Genomic DNA, 24,687 nt, shown 5'->3' on the forward strand with positions numbered 1-24,687 from the left:
CGATCTCGTGTCGTTCGATGTCGCTTGATATCGCTCGACTTAGGCGGCAACGGTGCCTTCGGTCTGCGCGTAGCGGGTCTTCACATAGTCGTCGACGATCTGCTGGAATTCTTCCGCGATATGGTCGCCGCGCAGCGTACGAACCTTCTCGCCATCGACGAACACCGGAGCCGCCGGCGACTCACCCGAACCCGGCAAGCTGATGCCGATGTTCGCGTGCTTCGATTCGCCCGGGCCGTTCACGATGCAACCCATGACGGCGACGTTCATATTCTCGACGCCCGGATATTGAGCCTTCCACACCGGCATTTGTTCACGCAGATACGTCTGAATCTTCGAGGCCAACTCTTGGAACACCGTGCTCGTGGTACGGCCGCAACCCGGGCAAGCGATGACCATCGGCGCGAACGCGCGCAGGCCCATCGTTTGCAGGATTTCCTGCGCCACCACCACTTCGCCCGTACGCGCACCGCCCGGTTCCGGGGTGAGCGAAATACGGATCGTGTCGCCAATGCCTTCTTGCAGCAGCACCGACAATGCCGCCGTCGATGCCACGATACCCTTCGAGCCCATGCCCGCTTCGGTCAAGCCCAAATGCAACGCGTAGTCGCAACGCTTGGCCAGTTCGCGGTACACGGCGATCAGGTCCTGCACCGCGCTGACCTTGCACGACAACAGAATCTTGTCCGCCGACAGACCCACGCGTTGCGCCAGTTCAGCCGATTCGAGTGCCGACGTGATGAGCGCTTCGTACATCACGCTCTGCGCTTCCCACGGGGTCGCGCGTGCGGCGTTCTCGTCCATGATGCGGGCGAGCAGCGACTGGTCGAGACTGCCCCAGTTCACGCCGATACGCACCGGCTTGTCGTACTTGCAAGCCGCTTCGATCATCTGTGCGAATTGCGTGTCGCGCTTCGCGCCCTGACCGACGTTGCCCGGGTTGATACGGTACTTCGACAGCGCTTCGGCGCACGCCGGATAGTCGTTGAGCAGCTTGTGGCCGTTGTAGTGGAAATCGCCCACCAGCGGCACCATCACGCCCATGCGATCGAGCTGATCGCGAATCGCCGGCACGGCCGCGGCAGCTTCCGGCGTGTTGACGGTGATTCGCACCAATTCGGAACCCGCTTGCGCCAGTTCCTTCACTTGAATGGCCGTGCCGATCGCGTCTGCGGTGTCGGTGTTGGTCATCGATTGCACGCGGATCGGCGAGTCGCCGCCGACCGTCACGAGCTGGCCGCCCCAGCGAATCGCGACTTTACGCGACTGACGGCGCGGGGCCGGACCGCCAATGATCGGCATGCATTCTACAGAAGCCATGATTACCCTCTTTCGGTCTTACTGGAGCGTCAGACGCGCCACGTTGCCCGCATTACGGGACTTGATCTCGACCGGTTGACCGTTGAACTCCAGCGACTCGACGCCCGCGACGTTACCCACAACGATCTTGAGCGGCGCATCGCCCGTAATTTCCTGTTCCGCACCTGCACGCATCAACTGGGAGAACAGCACTTTGCCGTCCTTCGACTTCACTTCGATCCAGCTGTCTGCTTTCAGGCGCAACGCAATCTTGCCATTACCCGGCGTACCCGCGCTTGCCGCCGATGCCGCAGAAGCGACCGGCGCAGGCGTCATGGCGGCCTTGGCCGCCGAAGCACCGGCTGCGAGACCCGCCACCACATGGGTCGGATCGGCAGCGGCGATCAAGCCGGCACCGGCGGTCGCAGAGCTAGCCGTCGCAGTGTTGACGGTATTTTCGGTATTGCCGATATTGGCGGCGGTGTTCACGGTGTTGCCACCATCAGCGCCCGGCGGCGTGCCGTTCGCATCGGCCACGACGGGCTGGCTGGCCGGCTCAGCCGCTTCCGCACCTTGTGCTGTCGCAGCACTCGCCAGATCGGCGGGCTCGGTCGCACCGCGCGTCGGCTTGTGGGCATTGCCGAAGTACCACGCGGCACCGGCAATCACCACGAGCGCTGCCAGCGCCCAAGGCCACTTGGCTTGCGACGCGGCGACCGGCGAGCGAAAGCGCACCGGGCTCTTCGGAATACTGGGTTGGCCGGTCGGCGCCTGCGGAATGTCGATCGGTGCAGCGCGGCCAAAACGGCGCAGCGGCTCGATCATCGGCTCCGGGTCACCCCCGAGCATGCGCGCGTAGCTGCGCACGACCCCTTGAATAAACGGCATTTCCGGCAAGGCATCCCACTGGCCGGACTCCAGACGTTGCAGCTTCTGCACCGAGACTTTCAGGCGCGCCGACACATCTTCAATCGACATCCCGCGCTTCTCGCGCAAGGCAGCCAGTTGCGCACCCACCTGCGCGCCCAGTTCAGCCAATCCGACGGCCGATCCCGACGGCAATCCCTGGCCCTGAGCCCCGGTTTGCCCGCCTGCGTCCGCCTGATTCTGGTTATCCATCGATACGCCCCCGTTCGTAAGCAGCCGCGCGCCGCGGCTGAGGATATGCTGACGACAACCCCATCACGTCACCCACCTTGCGCGCGGCGTGAAGATCTGCGCGACGCTTCGGACGATTCGGTGTGGAACTGACGAAATCGCGCGAGGCATCGTCGATGCCCCGCGCGAGGAATGCTGTAGTGCGTGACTGATTCGCCGAGCGGCATGGCACGCGCCGGGCCGACGGCCCTGGCCACGGTCCGCGCCCGCCCATGCGCAACCTCATACGGTACGCACCTCGACCGCGATTTTCCCGAACTTGCCGCGCTGTGCGAGCCGCGTGCGATCCTGCACTTCGCCGGCGAGCTGACCACACGCCGCGTCGATGTCATCGCCGCGCGTCTTGCGCACGGTCGTGACGAGGCCTGCGTCGAGCAGGATTTGCGCAAACCGCTTGATTTGCGGGTCCTTCGAGCGCAGCAGGCCGGATTCGGGAAACGGATTGAACGGAATCAGATTGAACTTGCACGGCACGTCGCGCGTAAGGGCGACGAGCTCGCGCGCATGCGCTTCAGTGTCATTCACACCGTCGAGCATGCAGTACTCGAACGTGATGAAATCGCGCGGCGCCACTTCGAGGTAACGCTCGCACGCGCCCATCAGTTCGCGTAGCGGATATTTCTTGTTGAGCGGCACGAGCACATCGCGCAGCGCATCGTTCGGTGCGTGCAGCGAGACGGCCAGCGCCACGGGCAGTTCCTTGCCCAGGCGATCCATCATCGGCACCACGCCGGACGTCGACAACGTCACGCGGCGACGCGACAGCCCGTAGGCGTTGTCGTCGAGCATGAGGCGCATAGCGCCCACTACGTTTTCGAAATTGAGCAGCGGCTCGCCCATGCCCATCATCACCACGTTGGTGATGACACGCTCGTTCTTGCCTTCGCGCCCGAGATCGCGGCGCAACGCAAATTCGGCCATCCACAACTGGCCGATGATCTCGCCGAGCGAGAGATTGCGGGAGAAACCCTGCTTGCCGGTCGAACAGAACCGGCAGTTGACAGCGCAGCCCGCCTGCGATGAAACGCAAAGCGTGCCGCGCGTCTCCTCAGGGATGTAGACGGTCTCAACGGCATTGCCGTTGCCCACGTCCAGCAGCCATTTGCGCGTCCCATCGGTCGACACGTGGTCGGTGATGATCGCCGGTGCCGCGATCGTTGCACGGGTGTGCAACTTCTCGCGCAGCGACTTGGCCAGATCGGTCATACCGTCGAAATCGGCGGCCCCGTTCTGGTGGATCCAACGCTGGAGCTGGCGCGCACGGAACGGCTTTTCACCGAGCGTGCCGCAATAGGCGGCCAGACCGTCCGGATCGTAATCAAGCAGATTCGTAAGGTTGGTCATGGCCTTGGTCCCTCAACATCCCTTCGGTATCTTCCTGCGATTGAGCGGCTAAACGCGCATTAGCGCGCGTAGACGTTCAAACCGGCGAAGAAGAACGAAACTTCGACAGCGGCCGTTTCGGCAGCGTCCGAACCGTGAACAGCGTTCGCATCGATGCTGTCGGCGAAATCGGCGCGAATCGTGCCCTTCTCTGCCTTCTTCGGATCGGTGGCGCCCATCAGATCGCGGTTCTTAGCGATAGCGTTTTCGCCTTCGAGCACTTGGATCATGACCGGACCCGAGATCATGAAGTCGACCAGATCCTTGAAGAACGGACGTTCCTTGTGAACACCGTAGAACTGTTCGGCTTCAGCACGCGACAGTTGCACGAGCTTGGCAGCAACGATCTTCAGGCCCGCGCCTTCGAAACGGCTGTAAATCTGGCCGATAACGTTCTTGGCAACGGCATCGGGCTTGATAATCGAAAGAGTGCGTTCGACTGCCATGAAAAACTCCAAAAAATTAAGCAGTTATATAACCAACATGAACCCGTAATTGTAGCACGAAGGCTGTTATGATGGTGATGGAACCTACAGTGCGCGCACCGCTCAAACGCAGGACGGCCGGGACTGTCCGGCTTGTCGGCGAGATTTGCGCGGCATCAGGATTACCCCACCTTCCCGCCATGGAAAGGTTGACGGCATCCAGCCAGCTTGAATTTTCGGGCATTCGCCCAAACATTCGGAGCATCTTCTGAGCGCATTCCGGGACATCTTTCGATATCCTGTGACATCGACGACAAGCCAGACCAACGGCTGCGGGGGATACACCGGCACACGCCGGTCATCGTAAAAAGCGTCACAAGACGTCTGCCGGCCCCGCTGGCGGACACAATGACCACGGAGAACACCAACTATGAACCAGGATTTCCAACGTTTCGGCTACGGCGGACAAGGCGCGACGACCGTACAAGTGCGCAACAAAGTGCTGCGCAATACGTATTGGCTGCTCGCGCTGTCGATGCTGCCGACGATTGCGGGAGCCTGGCTGGGCGTGACCTACGGCTTCGCGCTGTTCGCGGGCAGCCCGATGGTCAGCGTCATTGCCTTCCTTGCGATCGCTTTCGGCTTCATGTTCGCCATCGAGCGCTTCAAGAATAGCGGCGTCGGCGTGGCCCTCTTGCTAGGCTTCACGTTCTTCATGGGGCTGATGCTCACGCGCCTGCTGAGCTTCGTTCTGGGCTTCTCGAACGGCGCATCGCTCATCATGCTGGCGTTCGGCGGCACCGCCGTCATCTTCGGCGTGATGGCCACCGTCGCCACGGTCAGCAAGCGCGACTTCAGCGGCCTGGGCAAGTGGCTGTTCATGGGCGTGCTGGTGATTATCGTCGCCTCGATCGCCAATATCTGGCTGCAACTGCCGGCGCTGATGCTGACGGTCTCGGTGCTCGCTATCGCGATCTTCTCGGCTTACATCCTGTTCGACGTGCAGCGCGTCGTGAACGGCGGCGAGACGAACTACGTCACGGCCACGCTCGCGATCTACCTCGACCTGTACAACATCTTCACCAACCTGCTCGCCATCCTCGGCGTGCTGGGCGGCAACCGCAACTAATCAGGCACGACGGGCGCTCGCCCGTCGCTGCCTCAGCGGCATAAAAAAGCCAGTCCCTCGGGACTGGCTTTTTCTTTGGCGTTGGCCCGGCGTTGATTGGGCCTGACTAAGACTTCGAGGGCATTACGCAATTACGCACCTTCGTGAATCACGCCCTCACCATCCGCAACGCCCGCGATAGCTTCCACGCCTTCGTCCGCCTCTGCGGCGGACGCCGCCGGATCTTCCTCCGACACGCGCACACGCGGCACCCACGGCTGACCGATGCTCTCGTGCTCGAAGACGGCCATCGACTCCACATGCGAAGTATGCGGAAACATGTTCACCACACCGGCCTGCGTCAGGCGATAACCCGCTTCGTGCACCAATAGTCCCGCGTCACGCGCCAGCGTTGCAGGGCTGCAAGACACGTAGACGATGCGCTTCGGCAAGCCCTCGTAACCCTGCTGCGCAAGTTCGGCCAACGCCTTCGATACCGCAAGCGCGCCTTCGCGTGGCGGGTCGATCAGATACCGGTCGAACGGCCCCAGCGCCCGAATATCGTCCGCCGTGATATCGAACAAGTTGCGGCATGCAAATTCCGTGTGTTCGGCGACCCCATTGCGCTGGGCATTGGCCAGCGCACGCTCGGTGAGCGCCGTGCTGCCTTCGATCCCCATGACCGTGCCGGCACGTCGCGCCAGCGGCAGCGTGAAGTTGCCCAGACCACAGAACAGATCGAGCACACGCTCCGTCGATTCCGGCGCCAGCAATCGCAGCGCACGATGCACGAGCACTCGATTGATTTGATGATTGACCTGCGTGAAGTCCGTCGGCTTGAACGGCATCCGGATCTGATATTCCGGCAGCGTGTAGTGCAGCTCGGGCTCCAGCGGATAGAACGGCACGGCGGTGTCGGGCCCCTTCGGCTGCACCCAGAATTGCACATGGTTCGCGTCGGCAAACGTGCGCAGAATCGCTTCGTCTTCCGGTGTGAGCGGCTCGAGAATTCGCAGCACCAATGCCGTCACGTCGGCACCGATGGCCAATTCGATCTGCGGCAAACGCTCACGGATCGACAACGACTCAACCAAGCGGCGCAGCGGCACGAGCATGTCGGAGATATGGCGCGGCAGCACTTCGCACGAATCCATATCGGCGACATAGCTGCTCTTACGCTCATGGAAACCGATCAGCACGCCGCCCTTCTTCGGCACGTAGCGCACCGTCAAACGTGCACGGAAGCGGTAGCCCCAGTCCGGCCCTTGAATCGGACGCAGCAACGTCTCGGCTTTGACCTTGCCCAGACGCGCGAGGTTATCTTCGAGCACGCGCTGCTTGATCGCGATCTGCGCGCGCGGCTCCAGATGCTGCATCGAGCAGCCGCCGCACTTGCCGAAATGCGGACACTGCGGCTTGGCCCGCATCGGGCTGGCGCGCAGGACTTCGATCGTTTCGGCTTGCTCGAACTTGGGCTTGCGGCGATAGCTCAGGTACTTGACGCGCTCTCCGGGCAACGCGCCCTCGACGAAGATCACCTTGCCGGGTTTGTATTCCGGCGTGTCCGGCTCGCCTTCGGGTGCTGTGCGGCCGACGCCGCGCGCCTCCATGTCGAGCGATTCGATATCGAGAATGCCGGGCTCGGCACTCGGCCGGCCACGCGAGGAGTTTCGGGAGGAGCGGGTCACGTCTTTGTTCTCATATGCGACAGCAAACCCGGCATTTTAATCGATTCGCGCCCGCCGTACGCAGGCGCACGCCTTCATTTGCCGCGCATCGATTGCCGCACCCGCGTTGGCTTACACCCAAGCGTCGAGATATTCCTTCCAGTGCGGCGCCGTCTCATCGCCCAGCGAGCGCTTCACGAACTCGATTTCCTGATCGTATTCCGCTTGGCGCAAGCCACCGCGCATCAATTGATAGCGGCAATAGACGAGATACGTGTTCACTACATCGGTCTCGCAATAATTGCGGATCTCTTCGAGCTTGCCGTCGCGGTACGCGTCCCACACCTTGCTGCCGTCCATGCCCAGCTTGCCGGGGAACCCGCACAACTTCGCCAGATCGTCGAGCGGCGCGTTGGCGCGCGCCTGATACATCGCCAGCAGATCCATCAGGTCGAGGTGACGCTGGTGGTAGCGGCTGATGTAGTTATTCCATTTGAATTCGCGGTCGTCTTCGCCCATGTCCCAATAGCGCGGCGCGGCCACGCCATGAATCATCGCGCGGTAGTGCAATACGGGCAGATCGAAGCCGCCGCCGTTCCACGACACCAGTTGCGGCGCGTACTTCTCGATGGTGCGATAAAAGCCCGAGACGAGCGCCGCCTCGCCATCTTCGAGCGAGCCGAGCGACTTCACACGGAAACCGTCACGGTCGCGGAACACGCACGAAATCGCGGCAATCCGGTGCAGGTGCAATGGTAAAAAGTCGTGACCGACCTTTTCGCGGCGTGCGGCGAATGCGGCTTCGGCCACGGCGTCGTCGGACAGCCCGGCGTACGCCGGCTCTAGGCGGCGCAAACCATCAACGTCGGGAATCGTTTCAATGTCGAAAACGAGTACGGGAGAGGCCATGATGAAAATCGGGAAAAGGAGAGAAAAAGCGGGCGGACGCTCGGATCACAGAGACCGTAGAAGTCACACAGGCCGCAGACGTCACACAGGCCGGAAAGCGCCGACGGGCCCTCTGCTTGCGCCATGCGCACAGACGACTCAGAGCACCGCGTCCTTGCGCACGCCGTTCGAGGCGAAGTAACGCTTGAGCTTGACGAGCGCCTCCTGCTGAATCTGGCGCACGCGCTCACGGGTGAGCCCCATTTCGTCGGCAAGCTCTTCGAGCGTGGCAGGCTCGACCCGATTGAGGCCGAAGCGGCGCTCGATCACATAGCGATGCTTGGTCGACAACCGCGAGAGCCACAGCCGCATGAGATCCTCGAGCTCACGATGCTGCACTTCCTGCTCGGGCGCTTGACTGTGATCGTCGGAGAGCAAATCTAGAAGGCTGCTGCCCGGGTCGATCTCGAGCGGCGCATCGAGCGAAGCCACATGCTCGTTGAGCGCCAGAATGTCGGTAATTTCGTCGGGCGTCTTGCCGGTCAAATCGGCGATGTCTTCGATACTCGCATCACGCTGCTCCCCGCCATCGACATACGCCGCGCTCTTCTCGAGATGGCGCTTCGCGCGCAACACCTGATTGAGTTCGCGGATCACGTGCACCGGCAGCCGCACCGTACGCGCCTGATTCATGATGGCGCGCTCGATGCTCTGGCGAATCCACCACGTGGCGTAGGTCGAGAAACGGAAGCCGCGGCCCGGATCGAACTTTTCGATCGCATGCATGAGTCCGAGGTTGCCCTCTTCGATGAGATCGAGCAACGGGACACCGCGATTGAGATAGCCCTTGGCGATGCTCACGACGAGGCGCAGATTGCGCTCGATCATCACCTGACGCGCAGCAAACTCACCGGCCTGCGCACGCGTCGAGTAATCGAGCTCCTCGGCGGGCGTGAGCAGCGGCTTGACGCTGATGCGATTGAGATAGTGCTGAACGGTATCGGCAGTGAGTTCGGCCTGAAGTACCGTGCCGAAGTCGTCGGCTTCGGCAGCTTTGCGCTTGCGTCCGCCCGACGAACCTTCACTGCCCGCCTCGCCGCCATCTTCATCGGATGACGAGGCGTCATCCTCCTCCGCCTCGCGCTCGTCGAAAGCGTCGTCCACGTCCTCGTCCTGCCGGGATTGCCGATCGTCGACTTCCTGATCGGGCTCCGGGGCAGCGAGGTCTTCCTCTTGCGAAGTACGACGCTTTCTCTTGAGCATTCGACCCTGCCTTGTTTATTGAGGCGGCAAATACTTCATCGGATCCACAGGTTTGCCATCACGGCGAACCTCGAAGTGCAACATGACACGATCGGCGTCGGAATTACCCATTTCGGCAATTTTCTGACCGCGCGTGACGCTGTCGCCTTCTTTGACCAACAGTGTGCGGTTGTGCGCATACGCCGTCAAGAAGGTCGAGTCGTGCTTGATGATCACGAGGTTGCCGTAACCGCGCAGACCGGCACCCGAGTACACCACCTTACCCGCACCGGCAGCGAACACCGGGTCACCGGCATTGCCTGCGATGTTCAGCCCCTTGTTCTTCGAGTCGTCGAAGCGGCCGACCACACTGCCCTTCGCCGGCCACGACAGCGCCAAGTCACCGCTCGACACCGCGCTCGGCGCAGCCGTTGCGGCAGAGGTGGTCGGCGGCGGCACCACCGCAGGCGGCACCGAGGCCGGGTTCGGGCTCGTAGTCGTCGGCATACCGCCATTCGACGCGATCGGTGCCGGCAGCGGCGTACCCGTGTCGCCCGCAGGCGGCTTCACACGCAAGACCTGACCGACTTCGATCTGGTCCGGGTTTTGAATGTTGTTCCAGCGCGCGATGTCGCGATAGTTCTGACCGTTCTCCAGTGCGATCCGATAGAGCCGATCGCCCGGTTTGACGCGATAAAAGCCCGGCGGCACCGGGGTGTTGTCGATGACGGGAGCCCCCGTCACGCTGCTATCGGTCGTCGTACCGCCTACGGTACGGTCGACGACCGGTGCGCCCACCTGTCGCGATGCGCATGCGGCCAGCATGCTCAGCAACAGAACACTGGCGACGCGTTGTTGAATACCCGCTCGCAAATTCACTCAATTCCTCCGCAGAATAGGCCCGACGGGCTTAGATGATGCCCGATTTTAAGGGGACGAATAACACCCTATCAAGTTGCGTCTCGCGCCACTGGCGCGCACCGACACGCTCGATGAGGGTCAAAATCTGTTGCTCGCCGCCCACCGGGGCGACAAGACGTGCACCGACGGCAAGCTGATCGAGCAGCGCATCCGGGATCTCGAGTCCGGCGGCGGCGATCACAATGCCATCGAAGGGCGCGACGGCTGGCAGACCGAGCCGTCCATCGCCGTAATGCAGCCGAATGTTCGGCACACGCAACGGCCTGAGGTTGGCCTTTGCCCGTTCATGTAACGGACGAACCCGCTCGATCGAATACACATCGCGCGCCACACAAGACAGCACGGCGGCCTGATAGCCACAGCCTGTACCGATCTCCAGCACTTTCTCCAGCGGACGACCGCTGGCGAGCAGTAGCTCGATCATGCGCCCGACCACCGATGGCTTCGAGATCGTCTGGCCATGGCCGATCGGCAGCGCGGCGTCTTCATAGGCCTGATTCGCCAAGCCCGCATCGACAAACCCGTGACGCGGCACCGTTGCGAGCGCCGCCAGCACACCCGCGTGTTTGACGCCCGATGCGGCAACGCGTTCAGCCATGCGCACGCGCACGCGCTCGGACGTGAGCCCGATACCATCGGGCGACGGCACCGGCGTCGGCTTGGCGTGACGACCGGTGTTGCCTGTCGAAGCTTTTGTGGACGCGCCGTGGAGCGCGCCCTTTGTGTTGGATGCGCTGGGTACGCTCGACACCGGCTTCGGCTTCGTATGGGGCGTCAGCCCCTGCCGCGCCGTGCCATGCAGACTCGTTGCCGGACCATGGCCAGGCCGCAGCGCCCCGACCGGACGTGCCGACGCGCCTGCCATCGGCGTGGCCGCCGGGCGTAGCCCGTTATGTTGATTCGTTGCGTGACCTGCCGACGACGTCTTCCCTGCCCCTTTCGTCCCACTTGCCCCATTCGCCCCGTGCGCACCAGAGGTTCCCTGTGTGGGCGTCGGGTTCGCACGCGTCATCGCGGCAGGCGGAGCACCGGCGGGGCTTGCCCGCGATGCCTTGTCGAGCACCGGCGCCTTGCGTTGGCGACGGGTCATGACTTCGGACAAAGGAAGAGGAAAACGTTTCGGCGGTGTTGTCATCGTTGGGCCACCCCTGCGCTGGCCAGCCAGTCATGCACGACACCGAGCCGTGCGTTATGCGTGAGATCCAGTTGCAAGGGGGTGACCGAGACGTAATCGTGCGCCACGGCGTGAAAATCGGTGCCTTCGCTGCTGTCGCGCGCGTCGCCGGCAGGCCCGATCCAGTAAATGGTTTCGCCGCGCGGGCTTTCCTGACGGATCACCGGCTGCGACTGATGCCGCTTGCCCAGACGCGTCGCTTGCGCGCCCTTGAGCTTGTCGTACGGCAAATTGGGAATATTGACGTTGAGCAGGAACGGCGCACCGAGCGGCCTTTCCATATAGCGCTCGATCACGTCGCGCGCCACCCGTGCGGCGCTATCGAGGTGATCCCAGCCCTTGTTGACCTGAGAGAAGGCGAACGACGGAATGCCGAAGAGGAACCCTTCGGTCGCCGCCGCGACAGTGCCGGAATACAGCGTGTCTTCGCCCATGTTCTGGCCGTTGTTGATGCCAGAGACCACAATGTCGGGACGCTCGTCGAGCAGGCCGGTCAGCGCCACGTGAACGCAGTCGGTCGGTGTGCCGTTGATGAACGTGAACCCGTTGCTGCCCTTGAACACGGACAGCGGGCGTTGGAGGGTCAGAGAATTGGACGCACCGCTACAGTTCTGTTCGGGCGCCACCACGGTAATGTCGCCAAGCGGGGCCAGCGCTTCGTAAAGCGCGGCCAGGCCTGGCGCCTGATACCCATCGTCGTTGCTGAGCAGGATTCGCATGTGGGCAATTGTAACCGAGGAAAGCCCCCCGGATATGACGCTCACGAGGTGTCAGACACAGGGGAGCCGCAGCCGCCAGCCCTGCCGTGTCGCGCCCCGTCGCCCATTACATCTTCTCGGTTTCCCCTGCCTGCGGCTGCCAGACGAGCAGTCGCTTCTCTACCACGCCGACCAGCCCGTCGAGCACGAGCGCAAAGGCCGTGAGGATCAACACACCGGCAATCACGGCATTGATGTCGAACGTACCTTCGGCTTGCAGAATCAGGTAACCGACGCCGCGTGCCGACCCCAGATACTCACCCACCACGGCACCGACGAACGCCAGCCCCACCGAATTGTGCAAGCTGGAAAACACCCAACTCGTCGCGCTCGGCAGATACACGCGACGCAGCAACTGCCGCTGATTCGCGCCGAGCATGCGCGCATTGGCGAGCACGACCGGGCTGACTTCCTTCACGCCCTGATAAACGTTGAAGAACACGATGAAGAACACCAGCGTGACGCCCAGCGCCACCTTCGACCAAATGCCGAGCCCGAACCACACCCCGAAGATCGGCGCGAGAATCACGCGCGGCATCGAGTTGGCGGCCTTGATGTACGGATCGAGCAACGCCCCGGCGCTCGGCGAGAGCGCGAGCCACAGCCCGACCGCGAGCCCCGCCACCGTACCGATGGCAAACGCCAGTACGGTCTCGAGCAAGGTCACCCCGAGGTGCAGATAAATTTCTCCGGTGGCGAACCACTGCCAGATTTGCCACAGCACCTTCTGCGGTTCCCCGAAGAAGAAGGCGGCCTTGTCGGGACTATCGAAATAAAACGCGGGCAGCAGCGTGGGGCTGGTCAGCACGTACCAGACCAGAAAACTCACTACCAGCAGCAGCCATTGCCACAACCGCAAATGACGCATGATCGAACGATTACGCATGACGAACGAATTCCGGGAATATCAGACGAGCCAATCAAACAAGCCAAAGCCGTCGGGCAAATCGAACCAATCCAGCCAGTCGAACCATGGCGCCCAGCCACAGGCGACGCTCACAAAGTTCAAGATTTGCCCCATGACGCTCAGACGGCCTTGAGCTGTTGGGCGTAACCCTTCAACACCTCTTCGCGCAACACATCCCATATCTGGGCGTGCAGCTCGGTAAAGCGCGGATGATTCCGAATCTCCGCCACATCGCGCGGACGCGGCAGGTCGATACGAAACTCCCCGATCGGATGGGTGCCCGGCCCAGCAGCCAACACCACCACGCGGTCGGACAAGGCAATCGCTTCGTCCAGATCGTGGGTAATGAAGAGCACTGCCTTACGCTTGGCCGCCCACAGTTCGAGCAGCTCGTTCTCCATCAACTGACGCGTCTGAATGTCGAGCGCCGAGAACGGCTCGTCCATCAGAATGATGTCGGGATCGAGAATCAGTGTCTGCGCCATGGCCACACGCTTGCGCATGCCGCCCGAGAGTTGGTGCGGGTAGCGATCGCCAAACCCGCCCAGCCCCACGCGCTTGAGCCATTCGTGACCGCGCGCTTTCGCTTCCTCGGGCGCGACGCCGCGAAACTCGAGGCCCGCCGTCACGTTGTCGATCGCGTTGCGCCAGGGCATCAGCGCTTCGGCCTGAAACATATAGCCCGCGCGCGAGTTGATTCCCTTCAACGGTTCGCCGAACACCTTCACCGTGCCCGACGACGGCATCAGCAACCCTGCCGCCACATTGAGCAGCGTCGACTTGCCGCAACCGGTCGGGCCGACGACCGACACGAACTCGCCCGGCGCAATGTCGAGCGAGGTGTCGGCCACGGCCGTGTAACGCTGACTCCGATCGTCGCGTGCGACGAACGTGCAGGTAATGCTGTCGAAACTCAGAGCCGGCGAAGTCATCATTTGTACTTGGCGTCGGCCTTCTTCGTGAACTCGTTCGTGAACGTCTTGGACAGATCGATCGTCTTGCCCTTGACCGTCTCGTCGAACGCCTGCAACGTGCGCAGCGCCGTGGCGGGACCGTCGGCCGGGATGATGCCGTCCGGCGAGATGGCTTCCTTCACACGGCCCCAGGCGTCGAGGTACAGCGCGCGATCGCCGAGCAGGTAGGCTTCGGGCACCGTCTTGATGAGATCCGACGGACCGGCCGTTTGCAACCAGCGCAGCGCGCGCACCATCGCGTTGGTGAGGGCTTGCGTGGTATTCGGATTTTTCTGGATGAACGACTCGTTCGTATAGAGGCAGCCTGCCGGCATATTGCCGCCGAACACCGACACCGTTTCCTTGAGCGTGCGCGTATCCGAGATCACGCGGATCTCCTTATCGCGCTCGAGCATCGTGATCACCGGGTCGAGGTTGACGATGGCGTCGATGTTGCCCGAGCGGATCGCGGCCAGCGCACCCGAGGACGCCCCGACACCGACGAACGACACTTCATTGGGTTTCACGCCCCCCTTCGCCAGCACGAAGTTCGCCATGATGTTGGTCGACGAACCCGGCGCGGTCACGCCGATTTTCTTGCCGCGCAGGTCCGCCAGCGACTTGTAGTTCGGCATCGTCTTGTTCGACACGCCGAACACGATCTGCGGCGCACGGCCTTGCAGCACGAACGCGCGGATGAACTGATTTTTGGCTTGCAACAGAATCGTGTGCTCGTAGGCACCCGAGACGACATCGGCACTGCCGCCGACGAGCGCTTGCAGCGCTTTCGAGCCACCGGCGAAGTCGGAGATTTCGACGTCGAGCCCTTCATCCTTGAAGTAGTTCAGACGCTCGGCAATGGTGAGCGGCAGGTAGTAGAACAGGTTCTTGCCGCCGACCGCGATGGCGATCTTGGTCTTCTCGAGTTTGGCTTGTGCGAAGCCCGGGCGAATGCCTGCGCTCAGCAGACCGGTGGCGGCCAGAGCCGACACGAACTGACGTCGTTGCATAGGGTTTTGTCTCCGTGGTTACAGCGTGCTTTCTTTATTTCGACATGCGTAGGGCTTGTTCCAACTCAGCCCTAAATAATCTTGTTCTCGCGCAGCCGTTTGATTTGCTCGGCATCATAACCCAGTTGCCCCAGCACCTCGTCCGTGTGGGCGCCGAGTTCCGGGCCGAGCCATTGCGTCTCGCCCGGGGTCTCGGAGAGCTTGGGCGTGATGTTCGGCAAATCGATCGGCGTGCCGTCAGGGAACTTGAAACGCTGGATCATCTGGCGGGCGGCAAATTGGGGATCCTCAAACATGTCCGCCACCGTGTAGATACGGCTCGCGGGCACATCGGCCCCTTGCAGCACGGTGAGCGCTTCGTCGATGGGACGCGCACGGGTCCAATTGCCAATCGCATCGTCGATTTCCTGCGTGCGTGGCACGCGTCCGTCGTTGTGCGCGAGGCCCGGGTCTTCCGCGAGATCGGCGCGTCCGATGGCCTGCATTAGCCGCTTGAAAATCGGATCGCTGTTGCCGCCCACGACGATCATGCCGTCGGCGCACGGATACGTGTTCGACGGCACGATGCCCGGCAGCGACGCCCCGGTACGCTCGCGCACCATACCGGCAACGCTGTACTCGGGCACCACACTCTCCATCAGGTTGAACACTGCTTCGTACAGCGCGACATCGACCACTTGCCCTCGCCCGCCATTCACGTTGCGATGATGCAGCGCCATCATCGCGCCGATGACGCCGTGCAACGCGGCGATCGAATCGCCGATCGAGATGCCGATACGCGGCGGCGGCAGATCGGGATAGCCCGTGATGTGCCGCAAGCCCCCCATCGATTCGGCGATCGCGCCAAACCCCGGGCGATCACGATAAGGGCCGGTCTGTCCGTAGCCCGAAAGACGCACCATCACCAGTCCCGGGTTGTCGGCGGAAAGCTGTTCGTAACCGAGCCCGAAGCGCTCGAGCAGCCCGGGGCGGAAATTCTCCACCACGATGTCGGCCTGCGCCGCGAGCTTGCGCACGATCTCCTGCCCTTCCGGCGACTTGAGATTGATCGTCACCGACTTCTTGTTGCGTGCCTGCACCGCCCACCAGAGCGACGTGCCGCCCGCATCGGGATGCAGCTTGCGCCACTTGCGCAACGGGTCGCCGTGCTCCGGGTCTTCGATCTTGATGACTTCGGCACCGAACTCGCCAAGCATGCGCGCCGCGAACGGCCCGGCGATGAGCGTGCCCAGTTCGAGCACCTTCACCCCGGCGAGCGCACCTTTGCCAGGCAAGCCTGTGGCAGCGGGAGTGGGTGCGGAAGGGGTTTGGGGGGAAGTCGTGGCGGCCTGAGCGGCCTGTGGCGACACGGAAGCTTCGAACGGCTTGGACAACGTGGACTCCTGTGCTTCGTCGACGGACATCACCGTCAATTCAAGGTTGCCGATGTTTGCAAACGAACGCCTATGGTAATGCGAGTGCACGCCCTCGGCCATTCGTACGAGTACTATTGCGCCGAAATGATGTTTTGCCGTGCGAAATAGCAAGCGTTACGACGCGCCGCTCACGTCTCGAAGAGATGCCGGGCGCCCCGCTGAGCGGCGATGTAGATAGCTTCCCCGCGATTGCGGGCGCCGAGACGCCGATAGAGCGCCGAGACGTGCGTCTTGGCGGTGCCCTCGGAGATCACCAGTTGCTGGCAAATCGTCTTGATCGAGAGGCCGCGCGAGAGCAACGCGAGAATTTCGTACTGCCGCTGCGAGATGCCGAGCAACGCCGACTCGGCCAGTTGGGTCGCTTTGTCGCCGCCCAACGGAAACACCGGCATGCGCGAGAGCGGCAGCGCTTCGCCCAGCGCCTCCTGGCGCCAAAGCACCAGCAACGCCGAAAGCGCTTCTTCAGGCACATAACGCCCGCCGGAAAACGCCACGTCGAAGACCGAGCGAATCCGGGCGAGCGAATTCGGCCACGGCAGGCAAGCCGTCACACCGGCCTGCAACCAGCGAATGATTTCATCGGGAAAACCCGCGTCGCCCACGACGATCACCGGCACCGGCGGCGTGCATTCGCTTGCCATGGCACACAAGGTGTCGACGACCGGCGTGCGTGCCACCAACTCATCGAGAACGAGTGCGCGCCGCGACGGCAGTTCGCGCAGCCAAAGCCAGTCCTGTCCCGTGACGTCGTCAACGTGACGCAGTACCGGTAGCGTCGCGTTCGCTTCGGTATGCAACGCGACTTGCAGGCCGCTCAGCCAGGTGGCAGCCTCACCCACGACCAGCACACGCATGGTTTCCCCTGTCGATACGGCCGCCCCCTGAGCCGCCGTTCCCCGTACTTGCTAATTTTGTGACGCCCGTCGTGTTGTCATGTTGTCGACGGACTGCGGCCACCCAATGCGCAGTGCCGTCAGCCCAAAAACCGAAGAAGTCTTCGGTCTTGCGCTATCCGGTTGTACGTTCGACGCGTCACCTCGTTGTCCGACCAGTTTATGCGCGAAGCCCGCGCAACGGCGAGCCCGCGGGCCTGTGACGCCCACCGTTGTTGCCTTTGCGCGACAAACCGCAATTTGCGTAAATTAATTACTCAAACGAACGAAATCAAGCTATTACTTTTTTCCCCTTTCCTTTCTCAAAACGCGCCATAAAATACAGCCAATGTCGCGAGAACAGCATGCGGAGGCCGGGGGGCACGCCATGTCACACAACTTCGTCAACACGACGCGTACTGCCATGTTCTGCGTGGCCGTCGCGTGCTTCGCTGCACCGGTCTACGCCGATTCATTCGACGTTAGCGTGGTACCGGTTGCGGTGAGCGATGCACTACTCAACAGCACTCGCGCGACCAACGCGCAGCGCACGCTCGTCGTCACCAACTTGCCGGGCGCCGCTCCTTCGGCGATCGCCCCGCTCACCACGACCACCGTCGCAAACAACGTGCGCCTGTGGGATGAAGTGATCCCGCCCGCACCGTCGCCCAAACCCACACAAGCGTCGACGTCGATGCCGCGTACCGTGGTCGCCAGTTCCCAAAGCAATTTGCAATCCACCAGTCTGAATGTCGGCGCCAGTTCGTCGCGCATGCCGCGCTAACCGAGCACGCGAACTGCGCAAGCGACGTCCTCAGACCATCCCTTTCAACAACAAGGCCCGGCCAATTCGGCCGGGCCTTTTGTTATGCGATCAGAACGTGTACGGGAACCGCACACCGATCACATAGTTCGGGGCATCCGGCGACATACCGGCGTTGACGTACCCGTTGATCGTCCAGTGCTTGTCGATCGCGTAGTTGATCCCGAAGTTAAGCGACGCGGCGTTGGTGTTGCTGCCCGCCACCGTCGTCCAGCTCGAGCCCGGCGACTGCGTCTTCGTCGCGCGCGAAATGGCGGTCGAGTACGAAATCGAGAGGGCCGTCTTGTCGTTGAGCGCGAGGGCCATCCCGGCACCCACCTGAATGATGTCGCCCAGCTTGACCTTCGCCGGTGACACCGTGCCTTCGATGGTCGAGATGTCGTCGAACGAACGGGCCACGTTGTAGGTGTACGCCACGTTCGCAAACAACACGATCGGATCGTAGGTGCGCAGGAACGACAACCCGGCCGTGAACGCCCAAATGCCGTTACCCGTCGGCAGACGCGACGGCGTCGTCAAGTTGTTGTTGGTCGGGTCGGGTGTACCGAGCTTGATACCGAACGGCGACGTGCCGGTCGGTGCCGTCACCCGCAACGACGCAACGATGTCAGGCCAGTTCTGCGACTCCTTGACGAGTTGGTAATACAGCGCGGCATTCACGTCGCCGATGTTTGCCGAGTTCTTGCTGATGTCGCTGATCGACGATGCCGCACCGCCCACCCCACCCGCGATGAAGTCGGAGTTGCGATACAGATACGGCACGTCGAACGCCACGCTCATCCGGTCGCTGATGCCGTAGCGCGTGTTGACGTCGAACGTCCACACGTTGGCCTTGGTTTCGCCGAGGTTCAACTGACCGAGAAAGATCGCATCGAGTGCAAGGAAGCCACTCAGCACCAGTTGCCGGCGATCGTAGTAGCTGTAGCTGATACCGGCGTCGATGGTGAGCTTGTGATCGAAGAGCGGCGCGTGCTGCGCTTGCACGACGGCCTCTTCGGCCGGTGTGCGTTGCGAGTCGCTCTCGCTCTTTTGCATCTGCTGCGTTTCGCCGATCGGCGTGGCGCTCGTGGGGCCTGCCGCCCCTGCCGAGCCGCCTGCCGGCGTGCCTGCCGAGCCGGCGGCGGAGCCGTCACCGGGTGAGACTTGCGCGATCTGCGCGGTATCCCAGGCCGTGAGCCCGCGTCCGCGTTGCGCCATCTCGATGTCGGTCAGGCGTTGCTTCAGAGAAGAAATTTCCCGCTGCTGCCGGTCGACCATATCCATCAACATCTGAATACGATTGTCCGGCGATGGGTCCGTATGCTCCTGAGCCTGGGCCGATAGCGTGAAAAGCAGTACACCCCAAGTAATGGCGGCAACGGGAAAAAAACGGTGGTTCTTCATGATCCCCCCCGGGTGAAAGTGCGGCGAGCGCCATGCGACGGCGTGCCGCGCGCAATCCAACAAACACGTGTTACCGAACGACGGTTGTCCTAGCTGCTCGACTGCGGAGCGACGCATGCAGGTTGTTTTGCCTTGGTTGCCAACCCTGCTGACGTCACCCTCTTGTTCGCCACGCACCTCTGTACCCGTTACATCCGTAACACCCGTTACGCCCACCGCAGACACCATCGCGAATGCGTATCGTTTGCCGGATTCAAGTACGACGCGGCGTTGCCCCTTTGGTTATCATTGCGCCCGCTAACCGACACCGGGCGCTGCTGGCTTCGCGTGGCTGCGGCCGTACTGCTGTGCCGCCCCAGCCACGCGAGCCGTGGGTTTCAGTGACGCACGACGACCATGTTCGCCATTGCGTTCTGAATGCCGAGCTGTCGAAGGGCGTTCGACGTCAGCGGATTCGATTGCAGATTCAATTGCAGCGTGTTCATCACTTGCTGCGCGTTCCCTGCGACTTGTACGACCTGCATGATCTGATTCATCGCCCCACCAGCACCGCCTGCCACGCTCTGGCCGAGGTTGCCGTTGGGCGTATTCAATGCAATTTGCATGCCTGCGGACGTGATCGCCACGCTCGCGCTCAAATTGCCTACGGTGGTCTGCGAGTTGGTCTGACCTTGTGCGCTGGTGGGCACCAGCGTGGTCAGCGACACGCCGGGTGCGTACTGAATCGTGGCGGTATTGAGCGCGTTATTCGCGTTACCCGCCACTTGCGAGACTTGCGCCACGCCGTTGACCAGCACGCTGGCGGCACCCGCCACAGCCTGCGTAATCGGGGTGGTGGCATTCACCAGACCGGGGATGATGCCGGTCGCGGCAGCGGTCTGGACTTGGTAGCCGTTGTTGTTGGCGTTCTGGTTCACACCGAGCACGCCGGTGGCCGCGAGACTGGCCCCGGTCGGCATTTGCCATTGCGACTGCATCACGAGCTGAAAGCCGGTGATCATGTTCTGCTGTGCGTATTTGCCGGTGGCTTGTGCGAGCACGTCGTCACCGACGGCCTGCCAGCTATCGGGCACCACGCCCGACGCGAATGCCGGCACGGCACTCACAACGAACGGGATGGCCAGCATCGGGACGTAACGGTTCATGATGTTCTGGTCTCAAAACAGGTTCGACCGGATGATGCCGAAGTCCACCATCGGGGTCGCTGTCGTCCCGGTCGCCAAGGCGTTGTCACGCAACTTGATCGCCAGAGACTCGTTTCCTTTGAGTAGCGGAGAATCCTCCAGAAACGGCTTGCCGATCACCGCCAATACCAAGCCATTCCACTGCTTGGCAAAATCGGCCTGCTCGATAATTCGGTTGCCCAATGCGGGGTCGGACACGAAGATGCGCCCTTCTCTTGCCGCCTTGATGAGCACGAAGTGCTGATAACCGTTGACATCGATGAGCGCGATGACCGGGATCTTCAGGTCATACAGCGCGTTGATGTCCACCTTGAAGCCACGCCCCTCGAGTCCGAGTGTCTCGACAAACTTTTTCATGTCGAGCATCGAGAACCCATTCTTGATGACGGTCTCCGGATTCGAGAAGGCCATCATTCGCTTGATCATTTCCGGCTCGGGGATATCGATCCCGTAGCCGTATCGCAGCAGTGTGGCGAGCGCTGCGGAGCCACAACTGAAGTCGTATTCCTGCTGGACCAGATTCACGTAGTGCATCGATTTGAACGAGCGCATCTTCTTGACCGCCGGTACACCAGTCGAAGAATCCAGGTTCACCGATGCATACTGCGCGTGCCCGGCCACGCTTGCGCACGCCAGAGCGCAAACAGTAGCGATCCGTACTACGGCACGACGCGCATCATTCATGACACACCTCATGAAAAAACCGGTCCGGGAAACCCCGGACCGGTTATGCACTTCACTTGATTGCCGAGATTGCGAGGCTGTTGCTCTGGACGTTGCCGATACCCGATGCCACGTTCACACCGATGTTGCCGGTGGCGCCAGCCAGGGCACCTGCGCCCAGCGATGCCGTCGCGATGAAGTTGCCCGAGGCCTTCATGCCGGCCGTTTGGTCGGTTTGCGCCGTCGAGTTAGCTGCACCACCCGTGTACCAGCCGTTTGCCCCTTGCGAGACAGCGGCGGCCAGGCCGTTTTGCTGCACGTTGCCGATACCCGATGCCACGTTCACACCGACGTTGCCGCTCGCACCGGCAAGGGCACCATCACCCACGCTGGCGTTCACATAGTATTGCGAGAGGCTGGCCGAACCCTTCGACGACTGGTTCGCAAACACCTGAGCCGAGGCATACACCGGCTGAGCGTTGAGCGAGGCGATCGCGACGTTGTTTGCCTGCGCGTTGTCGGCACCTGCGGCCACGTTCACGCCGATGTTGCCGTTCGCACCGGCCAACGCACCGTTACCCAGCGTGGCACCCATCGTCTGGTACACAGCCGTGTTGGTATGGAACGTGATCGCGCCCTTTTCCCAAGTGGTGGCCATCGTGTAGGTGTTCGAGAAACCCCACAGCGCCCCGGCGACAATCGATGCCGAGTTCGTCGACGCGCTGCCCTCATCGACATTCGCATGGAACGCCGCGTCGAAGCTCTTTTGGGTATTCAGGAAACCACCGGCGAGGAAGCCTGCGGCCGACTGCGACTGCTGACCGTAAGCGTAGCCGCCCCATGCCGAACCTTGACCGGCACCCGCATTACCAACGATGTAGCCGCCATACAGTGCGAGGCCACCCGGCAGCGGAATAATGCCGCCACCGATGATGCCGCCAGCGGCAGCAATGTTGGAATACTGATACCCGCCGCCAGCGATGAAGCCGCCCGAGCCAGAGCTCGACTGACCAGCGATATAACCAGCGCCGGCCTGGAACGAGCTGTTCGTGTTCAGGTGGCCGTTCGCACTTGCGTTGACCCACGAGTCGGTGTTGTTGAACGTCTTCGTGGTCACACCGCCGATAAGGTAGGCACCGCCAGTGTCAGACACCGTGGTGGTCTTCGAGTCGACGCCGTACGTCACATGACCCGTCGTGTAGTTACCAAGCAGCGGGCCTGTCAGGTTGACGTGGTGTGCATCTACAGTTTGGCTGCTTTGGACGACAGCGTTACCGGTGTTATCCACCGTGACGCAGCCGCGAATGCCGACCAGTCCGAAAATGCCGACCAGGTTAAGCACGTTGGTTTCGTTGCCGACGAACGAGAAGCTGTACTGCTCATGATGGGGTGACGCCATGGCGGTACCCGTTGCTACCAGCAGTGCAGCTGCTGCAATGGCTTTCGTTTTCATGACCATCTCCTTGACGAGAGAGTTACCCAGTTAAAAAGATGTGCCCGCCGGGGGACGGAGCACAAAAACATTTGCGGTTACATTGCCTATCCCAGCCGACTGGTTCACTTGCACCACCCCGCTCGCGCCCCGGAAAGCGTCACCTGAAATCGACGCCGTACGGAACTGATCGTTGAGGTTGTCGTGCCCAGCCGGGCCACCCTTGGAGATCGCAGCGGATAGTGCCGTATCCGATACGCTCGCCACTCCAGTCGCATCGCCCATCACAATGACTGTGGCGTTGCGTTGAAGATTGCCGGCACCGCTCGTCTGGTTCACCTGCACCAGTCCGGACGCGCCTGAAAATGCGTTGCCTTGAATTGCTGCACTCGCCGCACCTGTGGTGCTCGTGACGACCGCAGCCTGATTGGTACTCGTGCCGCCCACAGTGACCGAGCCACCGTTGACGATCGCCGCGCTGTTGGCCTGCGCGTTATTGAGGCCAGCCGCCTGATTCAACGTCAGTGCGCCCGTTGCCCCGACCGCCACACCGTTCTCGATGGTCGCGCTCGTGCCAGCGAGCTGGCCATTCACGATCCATACGTCCTCGGCGGATACTCCTGCGGCGAAACCGGTTGCCGACAACATGGCGACGGCCAGACAAGCGACGTGCAGACGGCGGAGATTGCGGTAGGCGCTCATTTCGCGGCTCCCGCAGCACCCAAGCTCATGAGCGGTGCCAAGGCCGAGTTGATGACCGACGGCACGAGCGTGCCGATGCTGCCCACCACCCCCGCCCCGCCGCCAACGGCACCGCCGACGCTTGACGCGTTGAGTGCGCTGCCGCCGCTGGCATTACCGACCAGAACACCCATGACGGGATTGATACCTGCTTGCACCGAACCGGAAATCAACCCGGCCGAACCACGGCCCGTCAATTCGTTGTCCGTGACCTGGTTGACGGCGCCCATCGCAGAACTGAACGGCCCCATCGGGAATGCGGGCACCGATACAGCAATCGGGTTTTCCACGCGCGGCAACCCGCGGCCGACGTATTCCGGCCCGATGTTGCGCTCGACCACGATGTCGCCAGGGGCCGCCGGTTCAGCGCGTGCCGTGGCAGGAAGCAGTGCCGGGGCGAGTGCCACGAGCACCGTGGCGAACCCGCTGGCAGCTTGCATCGCTGAAATGTTGATCATGTCGTTCACCGGGTGGTGTAGGTCACGCGAGTGACCTGAACGTTGTTCACACCGTTCGACAGTTGCTGCGGACGCGGCGTCGGCGTCACAGCGCCGGGCAGTTCGTCCCACAGCGTCACGCCATTGGCGAGCGTCATGCCGGGTGACTTGACCATCGTGCCGCCCTGCAAATTGCGGCCGCGTTGGTTGCCGAGTTGTTCGTCGTCGATGCGCGCGGCGGCAAGCGGTACCTTGCTCAGTACAGCATCGTTGCTGCTGTTCGTGCTGCTGCTCGTGCTGCTATTCGCACTGGTGTCGTCGCTGCTGGCGACGGCGGCCGCTTCCGTGCCCGATCCGGCGACCGATGCGTTGGCCACGTCATTGGTGCTGGCGTCGGCCGGCGCTTGCATGGCAATCGGTGCAGCAGGCAGTGCCACGTCAGCATCGCTGATCGGTGCTGCCGTCATCATGGGCGTCGAGAGCGTCATCGACTGCGGCACCATGGAGCCGGTGAGCATCGCAATCTGCATGAGCGAAGCGCGCAGTGCGGGTACCGCATCCTGCGCCTGCGCCGGTGCAGCGCACAGACCGAGTGTCACGACGATGGCAGCGCCCACGGCGCTGGCGCCTTGTCGTACTCGGTATTGCATTTCGGTGGTGAGAATTCGCATCGCTGTGCCCTCCTTGCCCGGGTCTATAAAGCGACTTCCGTGCCACAACATCCAAGTGCTTGAAAACATGAGGACTTTTATTTTGGGGGTGCACGCCCGGCGGGTGCGTTGTCCGAAAACGTTTCAGCATTGATACGTGCGGGGGTTCCAGCCACTTTTGTCACGCTTGTGGC

At 62.2% G+C, this 24,687-nt stretch carries 24 protein-coding genes; 2 read left to right on the forward strand and 22 right to left on the reverse strand.

From position 1 onward, the window contains the following. Positions 1 to 39: 39 nt before the first annotated feature. The 4 genes from ispG to ndk form a co-directional block, all read right to left on the reverse strand. Positions 40 to 1,320, reverse strand: coding sequence for a flavodoxin-dependent (E)-4-hydroxy-3-methylbut-2-enyl-diphosphate synthase (gene ispG, locus ACPWR9_RS13935; protein WP_150678635.1), 1,281 nt, complete (start codon positions 1,318 to 1,320; stop codon positions 40 to 42). A gap of 18 nt (positions 1,321 to 1,338) precedes the next feature. Further along, positions 1,339 to 2,418 carry a helix-turn-helix domain-containing protein gene (locus tag ACPWR9_RS13940; protein WP_426298502.1) on the reverse strand — a complete coding sequence of 360 codons (1,080 nt, stop codon included), beginning with the start codon at positions 2,416 to 2,418 and terminating at the stop codon, positions 1,339 to 1,341. A 261-nt stretch (positions 2,419 to 2,679) separates the two neighbouring features. Then, positions 2,680 to 3,801: a 23S rRNA (adenine(2503)-C(2))-methyltransferase RlmN gene (gene rlmN, locus ACPWR9_RS13945; RefSeq protein ID WP_150678637.1), complete on the reverse strand. Its 1,122-nt coding sequence runs from the start codon at positions 3,799 to 3,801 to the stop codon at positions 2,680 to 2,682. Positions 3,802 to 3,860: 59 nt separating this feature from the next. Continuing rightward, positions 3,861 to 4,286 (reverse strand): nucleoside-diphosphate kinase, encoded by a 426-nt coding sequence (gene ndk / locus ACPWR9_RS13950; RefSeq protein ID WP_150678638.1) that lies wholly within the window; start codon positions 4,284 to 4,286, stop codon positions 3,861 to 3,863. Positions 4,287 to 4,695: 409 nt separating this feature from the next. On the opposite strand from ndk, the gene ACPWR9_RS13955 reads away from it, so the two are divergent. Beyond that, on the forward strand, positions 4,696 to 5,394 hold the full coding sequence (locus tag ACPWR9_RS13955; protein ID WP_426298504.1) for a Bax inhibitor-1/YccA family protein: 699 nt from the start codon (positions 4,696 to 4,698) through the stop codon (positions 5,392 to 5,394). Positions 5,395 to 5,525: 131 nt separating this feature from the next. On the opposite strand, the gene rlmD is transcribed toward ACPWR9_RS13955, so the two are convergent. The 11 genes from rlmD to ACPWR9_RS14010 all read right to left on the reverse strand — a co-directional run bounded on the left by rlmD (position 5,526) and on the right by ACPWR9_RS14010 (position 17,162). Next, positions 5,526 to 7,061, reverse strand: a complete 1,536-nt coding sequence (rlmD, locus tag ACPWR9_RS13960) for a 23S rRNA (uracil(1939)-C(5))-methyltransferase RlmD (RefSeq protein WP_426298506.1) — start codon at positions 7,059 to 7,061, stop codon at positions 5,526 to 5,528. A 111-nt stretch (positions 7,062 to 7,172) separates the two neighbouring features. Then, the gene (locus ACPWR9_RS13965; RefSeq protein ID WP_426298508.1) at positions 7,173 to 7,949 is read right to left on the reverse strand and encodes a 3'-5' exonuclease; all 777 of its coding nucleotides are present in this window, start codon (positions 7,947 to 7,949) and stop codon (positions 7,173 to 7,175) included. A 138-nt stretch (positions 7,950 to 8,087) separates the two neighbouring features. Then, positions 8,088 to 9,191 (reverse strand): RNA polymerase sigma factor RpoS, encoded by a 1,104-nt coding sequence (rpoS, locus tag ACPWR9_RS13970; RefSeq protein WP_426298510.1) that lies wholly within the window; start codon positions 9,189 to 9,191, stop codon positions 8,088 to 8,090. 15 nt (positions 9,192 to 9,206) lie between these two features. Continuing rightward, positions 9,207 to 9,995, reverse strand: a complete 789-nt coding sequence (locus tag ACPWR9_RS13975) for a peptidoglycan DD-metalloendopeptidase family protein (protein WP_426299356.1) — start codon at positions 9,993 to 9,995, stop codon at positions 9,207 to 9,209. 85 nt (positions 9,996 to 10,080) lie between these two features. Next, positions 10,081 to 11,181: a protein-L-isoaspartate(D-aspartate) O-methyltransferase gene (locus tag ACPWR9_RS13980; RefSeq protein WP_426298512.1), complete on the reverse strand. Its 1,101-nt coding sequence runs from the start codon at positions 11,179 to 11,181 to the stop codon at positions 10,081 to 10,083. A 41-nt stretch (positions 11,182 to 11,222) separates the two neighbouring features. Continuing rightward, on the reverse strand, positions 11,223 to 11,984 hold the full coding sequence (gene surE, locus ACPWR9_RS13985; protein ID WP_150678643.1) for a 5'/3'-nucleotidase SurE: 762 nt from the start codon (positions 11,982 to 11,984) through the stop codon (positions 11,223 to 11,225). Between the two features lie 106 nt (positions 11,985 to 12,090). Next, positions 12,091 to 12,909 (reverse strand): ABC transporter permease, encoded by an 819-nt coding sequence (locus tag ACPWR9_RS13990; protein ID WP_150678644.1) that lies wholly within the window; start codon positions 12,907 to 12,909, stop codon positions 12,091 to 12,093. Positions 12,910 to 13,049: 140 nt separating this feature from the next. Beyond that, positions 13,050 to 13,862 (reverse strand): ABC transporter ATP-binding protein, encoded by an 813-nt coding sequence (locus ACPWR9_RS13995; RefSeq protein ID WP_426299358.1) that lies wholly within the window; start codon positions 13,860 to 13,862, stop codon positions 13,050 to 13,052. Further along, positions 13,862 to 14,893: an ABC transporter substrate-binding protein gene (locus ACPWR9_RS14000; protein WP_150678645.1), complete on the reverse strand. Its 1,032-nt coding sequence runs from the start codon at positions 14,891 to 14,893 to the stop codon at positions 13,862 to 13,864. The genes ACPWR9_RS13995 and ACPWR9_RS14000 overlap by 1 nt, the downstream gene beginning before the upstream one ends. Before the next feature lie 71 nt (positions 14,894 to 14,964). Then, positions 14,965 to 16,296, reverse strand: a complete 1,332-nt coding sequence (locus tag ACPWR9_RS14005; protein ID WP_426298514.1) for a CaiB/BaiF CoA transferase family protein — start codon at positions 16,294 to 16,296, stop codon at positions 14,965 to 14,967. 140 nt (positions 16,297 to 16,436) lie between these two features. Further along, complete coding sequence (locus tag ACPWR9_RS14010; RefSeq protein ID WP_426298516.1) at positions 16,437 to 17,162, reverse strand: response regulator transcription factor; 726 nt, start codon at positions 17,160 to 17,162, stop codon at positions 16,437 to 16,439. A 406-nt stretch (positions 17,163 to 17,568) separates the two neighbouring features. Between ACPWR9_RS14010 and ACPWR9_RS14015 the strand changes: the two genes are divergently transcribed. Next, positions 17,569 to 17,964 carry a hypothetical protein gene (locus tag ACPWR9_RS14015; RefSeq protein WP_426298518.1) on the forward strand — a complete coding sequence of 132 codons (396 nt, stop codon included), beginning with the start codon at positions 17,569 to 17,571 and terminating at the stop codon, positions 17,962 to 17,964. A 90-nt stretch (positions 17,965 to 18,054) separates the two neighbouring features. Here the strand turns inward: ACPWR9_RS14015 and ACPWR9_RS14020 are convergent, their stop codons facing one another. The 7 genes from ACPWR9_RS14020 to ACPWR9_RS14050 all read right to left on the reverse strand — a co-directional run bounded on the left by ACPWR9_RS14020 (position 18,055) and on the right by ACPWR9_RS14050 (position 24,514). Then, a complete protein-coding gene (locus ACPWR9_RS14020) occupies positions 18,055 to 19,386 on the reverse strand; it encodes a hypothetical protein (protein ID WP_426298520.1) in 1,332 nt (443 codons plus the stop codon). Positions 19,387 to 19,763: 377 nt separating this feature from the next. After that, positions 19,764 to 20,531: a hypothetical protein gene (locus ACPWR9_RS14025; RefSeq protein ID WP_426298522.1), complete on the reverse strand. Its 768-nt coding sequence runs from the start codon at positions 20,529 to 20,531 to the stop codon at positions 19,764 to 19,766. 12 nt (positions 20,532 to 20,543) lie between these two features. Continuing rightward, a complete protein-coding gene (locus ACPWR9_RS14030; protein WP_426298524.1) occupies positions 20,544 to 21,254 on the reverse strand; it encodes a C39 family peptidase in 711 nt (236 codons plus the stop codon). A gap of 52 nt (positions 21,255 to 21,306) precedes the next feature. After that, positions 21,307 to 22,686: a cell wall anchor protein gene (locus ACPWR9_RS14035; RefSeq protein WP_426298526.1), complete on the reverse strand. Its 1,380-nt coding sequence runs from the start codon at positions 22,684 to 22,686 to the stop codon at positions 21,307 to 21,309. A gap of 30 nt (positions 22,687 to 22,716) precedes the next feature. Further along, entirely contained in the window at positions 22,717 to 23,367 is a 651-nt protein-coding gene (locus ACPWR9_RS14040; protein WP_426298528.1) for a hypothetical protein, read from the reverse strand. Continuing rightward, entirely contained in the window at positions 23,364 to 23,864 is a 501-nt protein-coding gene (locus ACPWR9_RS14045) for a hypothetical protein (protein ID WP_426298530.1), read from the reverse strand. The genes ACPWR9_RS14040 and ACPWR9_RS14045 overlap by 4 nt, the downstream gene beginning before the upstream one ends. A gap of 5 nt (positions 23,865 to 23,869) precedes the next feature. Then, positions 23,870 to 24,514, reverse strand: a complete 645-nt coding sequence (locus ACPWR9_RS14050; protein WP_426298532.1) for a hypothetical protein — start codon at positions 24,512 to 24,514, stop codon at positions 23,870 to 23,872. Between the last annotated feature and the right edge of the window lie 173 nt (positions 24,515 to 24,687).

This window comes from Pandoraea pneumonica (assembly GCF_049918595.1).
Classification (GTDB): domain Bacteria; phylum Pseudomonadota; class Gammaproteobacteria; order Burkholderiales; family Burkholderiaceae; genus Pandoraea; species Pandoraea pneumonica_A.

Excerpts from the sequence above, each read along its gene's own strand:
- ACPWR9_RS14020 (WP_426298520.1), bottom strand. The coding sequence starts at position 19,386 with ATGAAGAACCACCGTTTTTTTCCCGTTGCCGCCATTACTTGGGGTGTA.
- ACPWR9_RS13975 (WP_426299356.1), bottom strand. The coding sequence starts at position 9,995 with ATGCTGGCCGCATGCGCATCGCGACAGGTGGGCGCACCGGTCGTCGAC.
- ACPWR9_RS14010 (WP_426298516.1), bottom strand. The coding sequence starts at position 17,162 with ATGCGTGTGCTGGTCGTGGGTGAGGCTGCCACCTGGCTGAGCGGCCTG.
- ndk (WP_150678638.1), bottom strand. The coding sequence starts at position 4,286 with ATGGCAGTCGAACGCACTCTTTCGATTATCAAGCCCGATGCCGTTGCC.
- ACPWR9_RS13980 (WP_426298512.1), bottom strand. The coding sequence starts at position 11,181 with ATGACCCGTCGCCAACGCAAGGCGCCGGTGCTCGACAAGGCATCGCGG.
- ACPWR9_RS14005 (WP_426298514.1), bottom strand. The coding sequence starts at position 16,296 with ATGTCCGTCGACGAAGCACAGGAGTCCACGTTGTCCAAGCCGTTCGAA.
- ACPWR9_RS14040 (WP_426298528.1), bottom strand. The coding sequence starts at position 23,367 with ATGAGCGCCTACCGCAATCTCCGCCGTCTGCACGTCGCTTGTCTGGCC.
- ACPWR9_RS13965 (WP_426298508.1), bottom strand. The coding sequence starts at position 7,949 with ATGGCCTCTCCCGTACTCGTTTTCGACATTGAAACGATTCCCGACGTT.
- ACPWR9_RS14035 (WP_426298526.1), bottom strand. The coding sequence starts at position 22,686 with ATGAAAACGAAAGCCATTGCAGCAGCTGCACTGCTGGTAGCAACGGGT.
- ACPWR9_RS14000 (WP_150678645.1), bottom strand. The coding sequence starts at position 14,893 with ATGCAACGACGTCAGTTCGTGTCGGCTCTGGCCGCCACCGGTCTGCTG.
- ACPWR9_RS14025 (WP_426298522.1), bottom strand. The coding sequence starts at position 20,531 with ATGAACCGTTACGTCCCGATGCTGGCCATCCCGTTCGTTGTGAGTGCC.
- ispG (WP_150678635.1), bottom strand. The coding sequence starts at position 1,320 with ATGGCTTCTGTAGAATGCATGCCGATCATTGGCGGTCCGGCCCCGCGC.
- ACPWR9_RS14045 (WP_426298530.1), bottom strand. The coding sequence starts at position 23,864 with ATGATCAACATTTCAGCGATGCAAGCTGCCAGCGGGTTCGCCACGGTG.
- ACPWR9_RS14015 (WP_426298518.1), top strand. The coding sequence starts at position 17,569 with ATGTCACACAACTTCGTCAACACGACGCGTACTGCCATGTTCTGCGTG.
- ACPWR9_RS13995 (WP_426299358.1), bottom strand. The coding sequence starts at position 13,862 with ATGACTTCGCCGGCTCTGAGTTTCGACAGCATTACCTGCACGTTCGTC.
- surE (WP_150678643.1), bottom strand. The coding sequence starts at position 11,984 with ATGCGAATCCTGCTCAGCAACGACGATGGGTATCAGGCGCCAGGCCTG.
- ACPWR9_RS13940 (WP_426298502.1), bottom strand. The coding sequence starts at position 2,418 with ATGGATAACCAGAATCAGGCGGACGCAGGCGGGCAAACCGGGGCTCAG.
- ACPWR9_RS14030 (WP_426298524.1), bottom strand. The coding sequence starts at position 21,254 with ATGAATGATGCGCGTCGTGCCGTAGTACGGATCGCTACTGTTTGCGCT.
- ACPWR9_RS14050 (WP_426298532.1), bottom strand. The coding sequence starts at position 24,514 with ATGCGAATTCTCACCACCGAAATGCAATACCGAGTACGACAAGGCGCC.
- rpoS (WP_426298510.1), bottom strand. The coding sequence starts at position 9,191 with ATGCTCAAGAGAAAGCGTCGTACTTCGCAAGAGGAAGACCTCGCTGCC.
- ACPWR9_RS13990 (WP_150678644.1), bottom strand. The coding sequence starts at position 12,909 with ATGCGTAATCGTTCGATCATGCGTCATTTGCGGTTGTGGCAATGGCTG.
- rlmN (WP_150678637.1), bottom strand. The coding sequence starts at position 3,801 with ATGACCAACCTTACGAATCTGCTTGATTACGATCCGGACGGTCTGGCC.
- ACPWR9_RS13955 (WP_426298504.1), top strand. The coding sequence starts at position 4,696 with ATGAACCAGGATTTCCAACGTTTCGGCTACGGCGGACAAGGCGCGACG.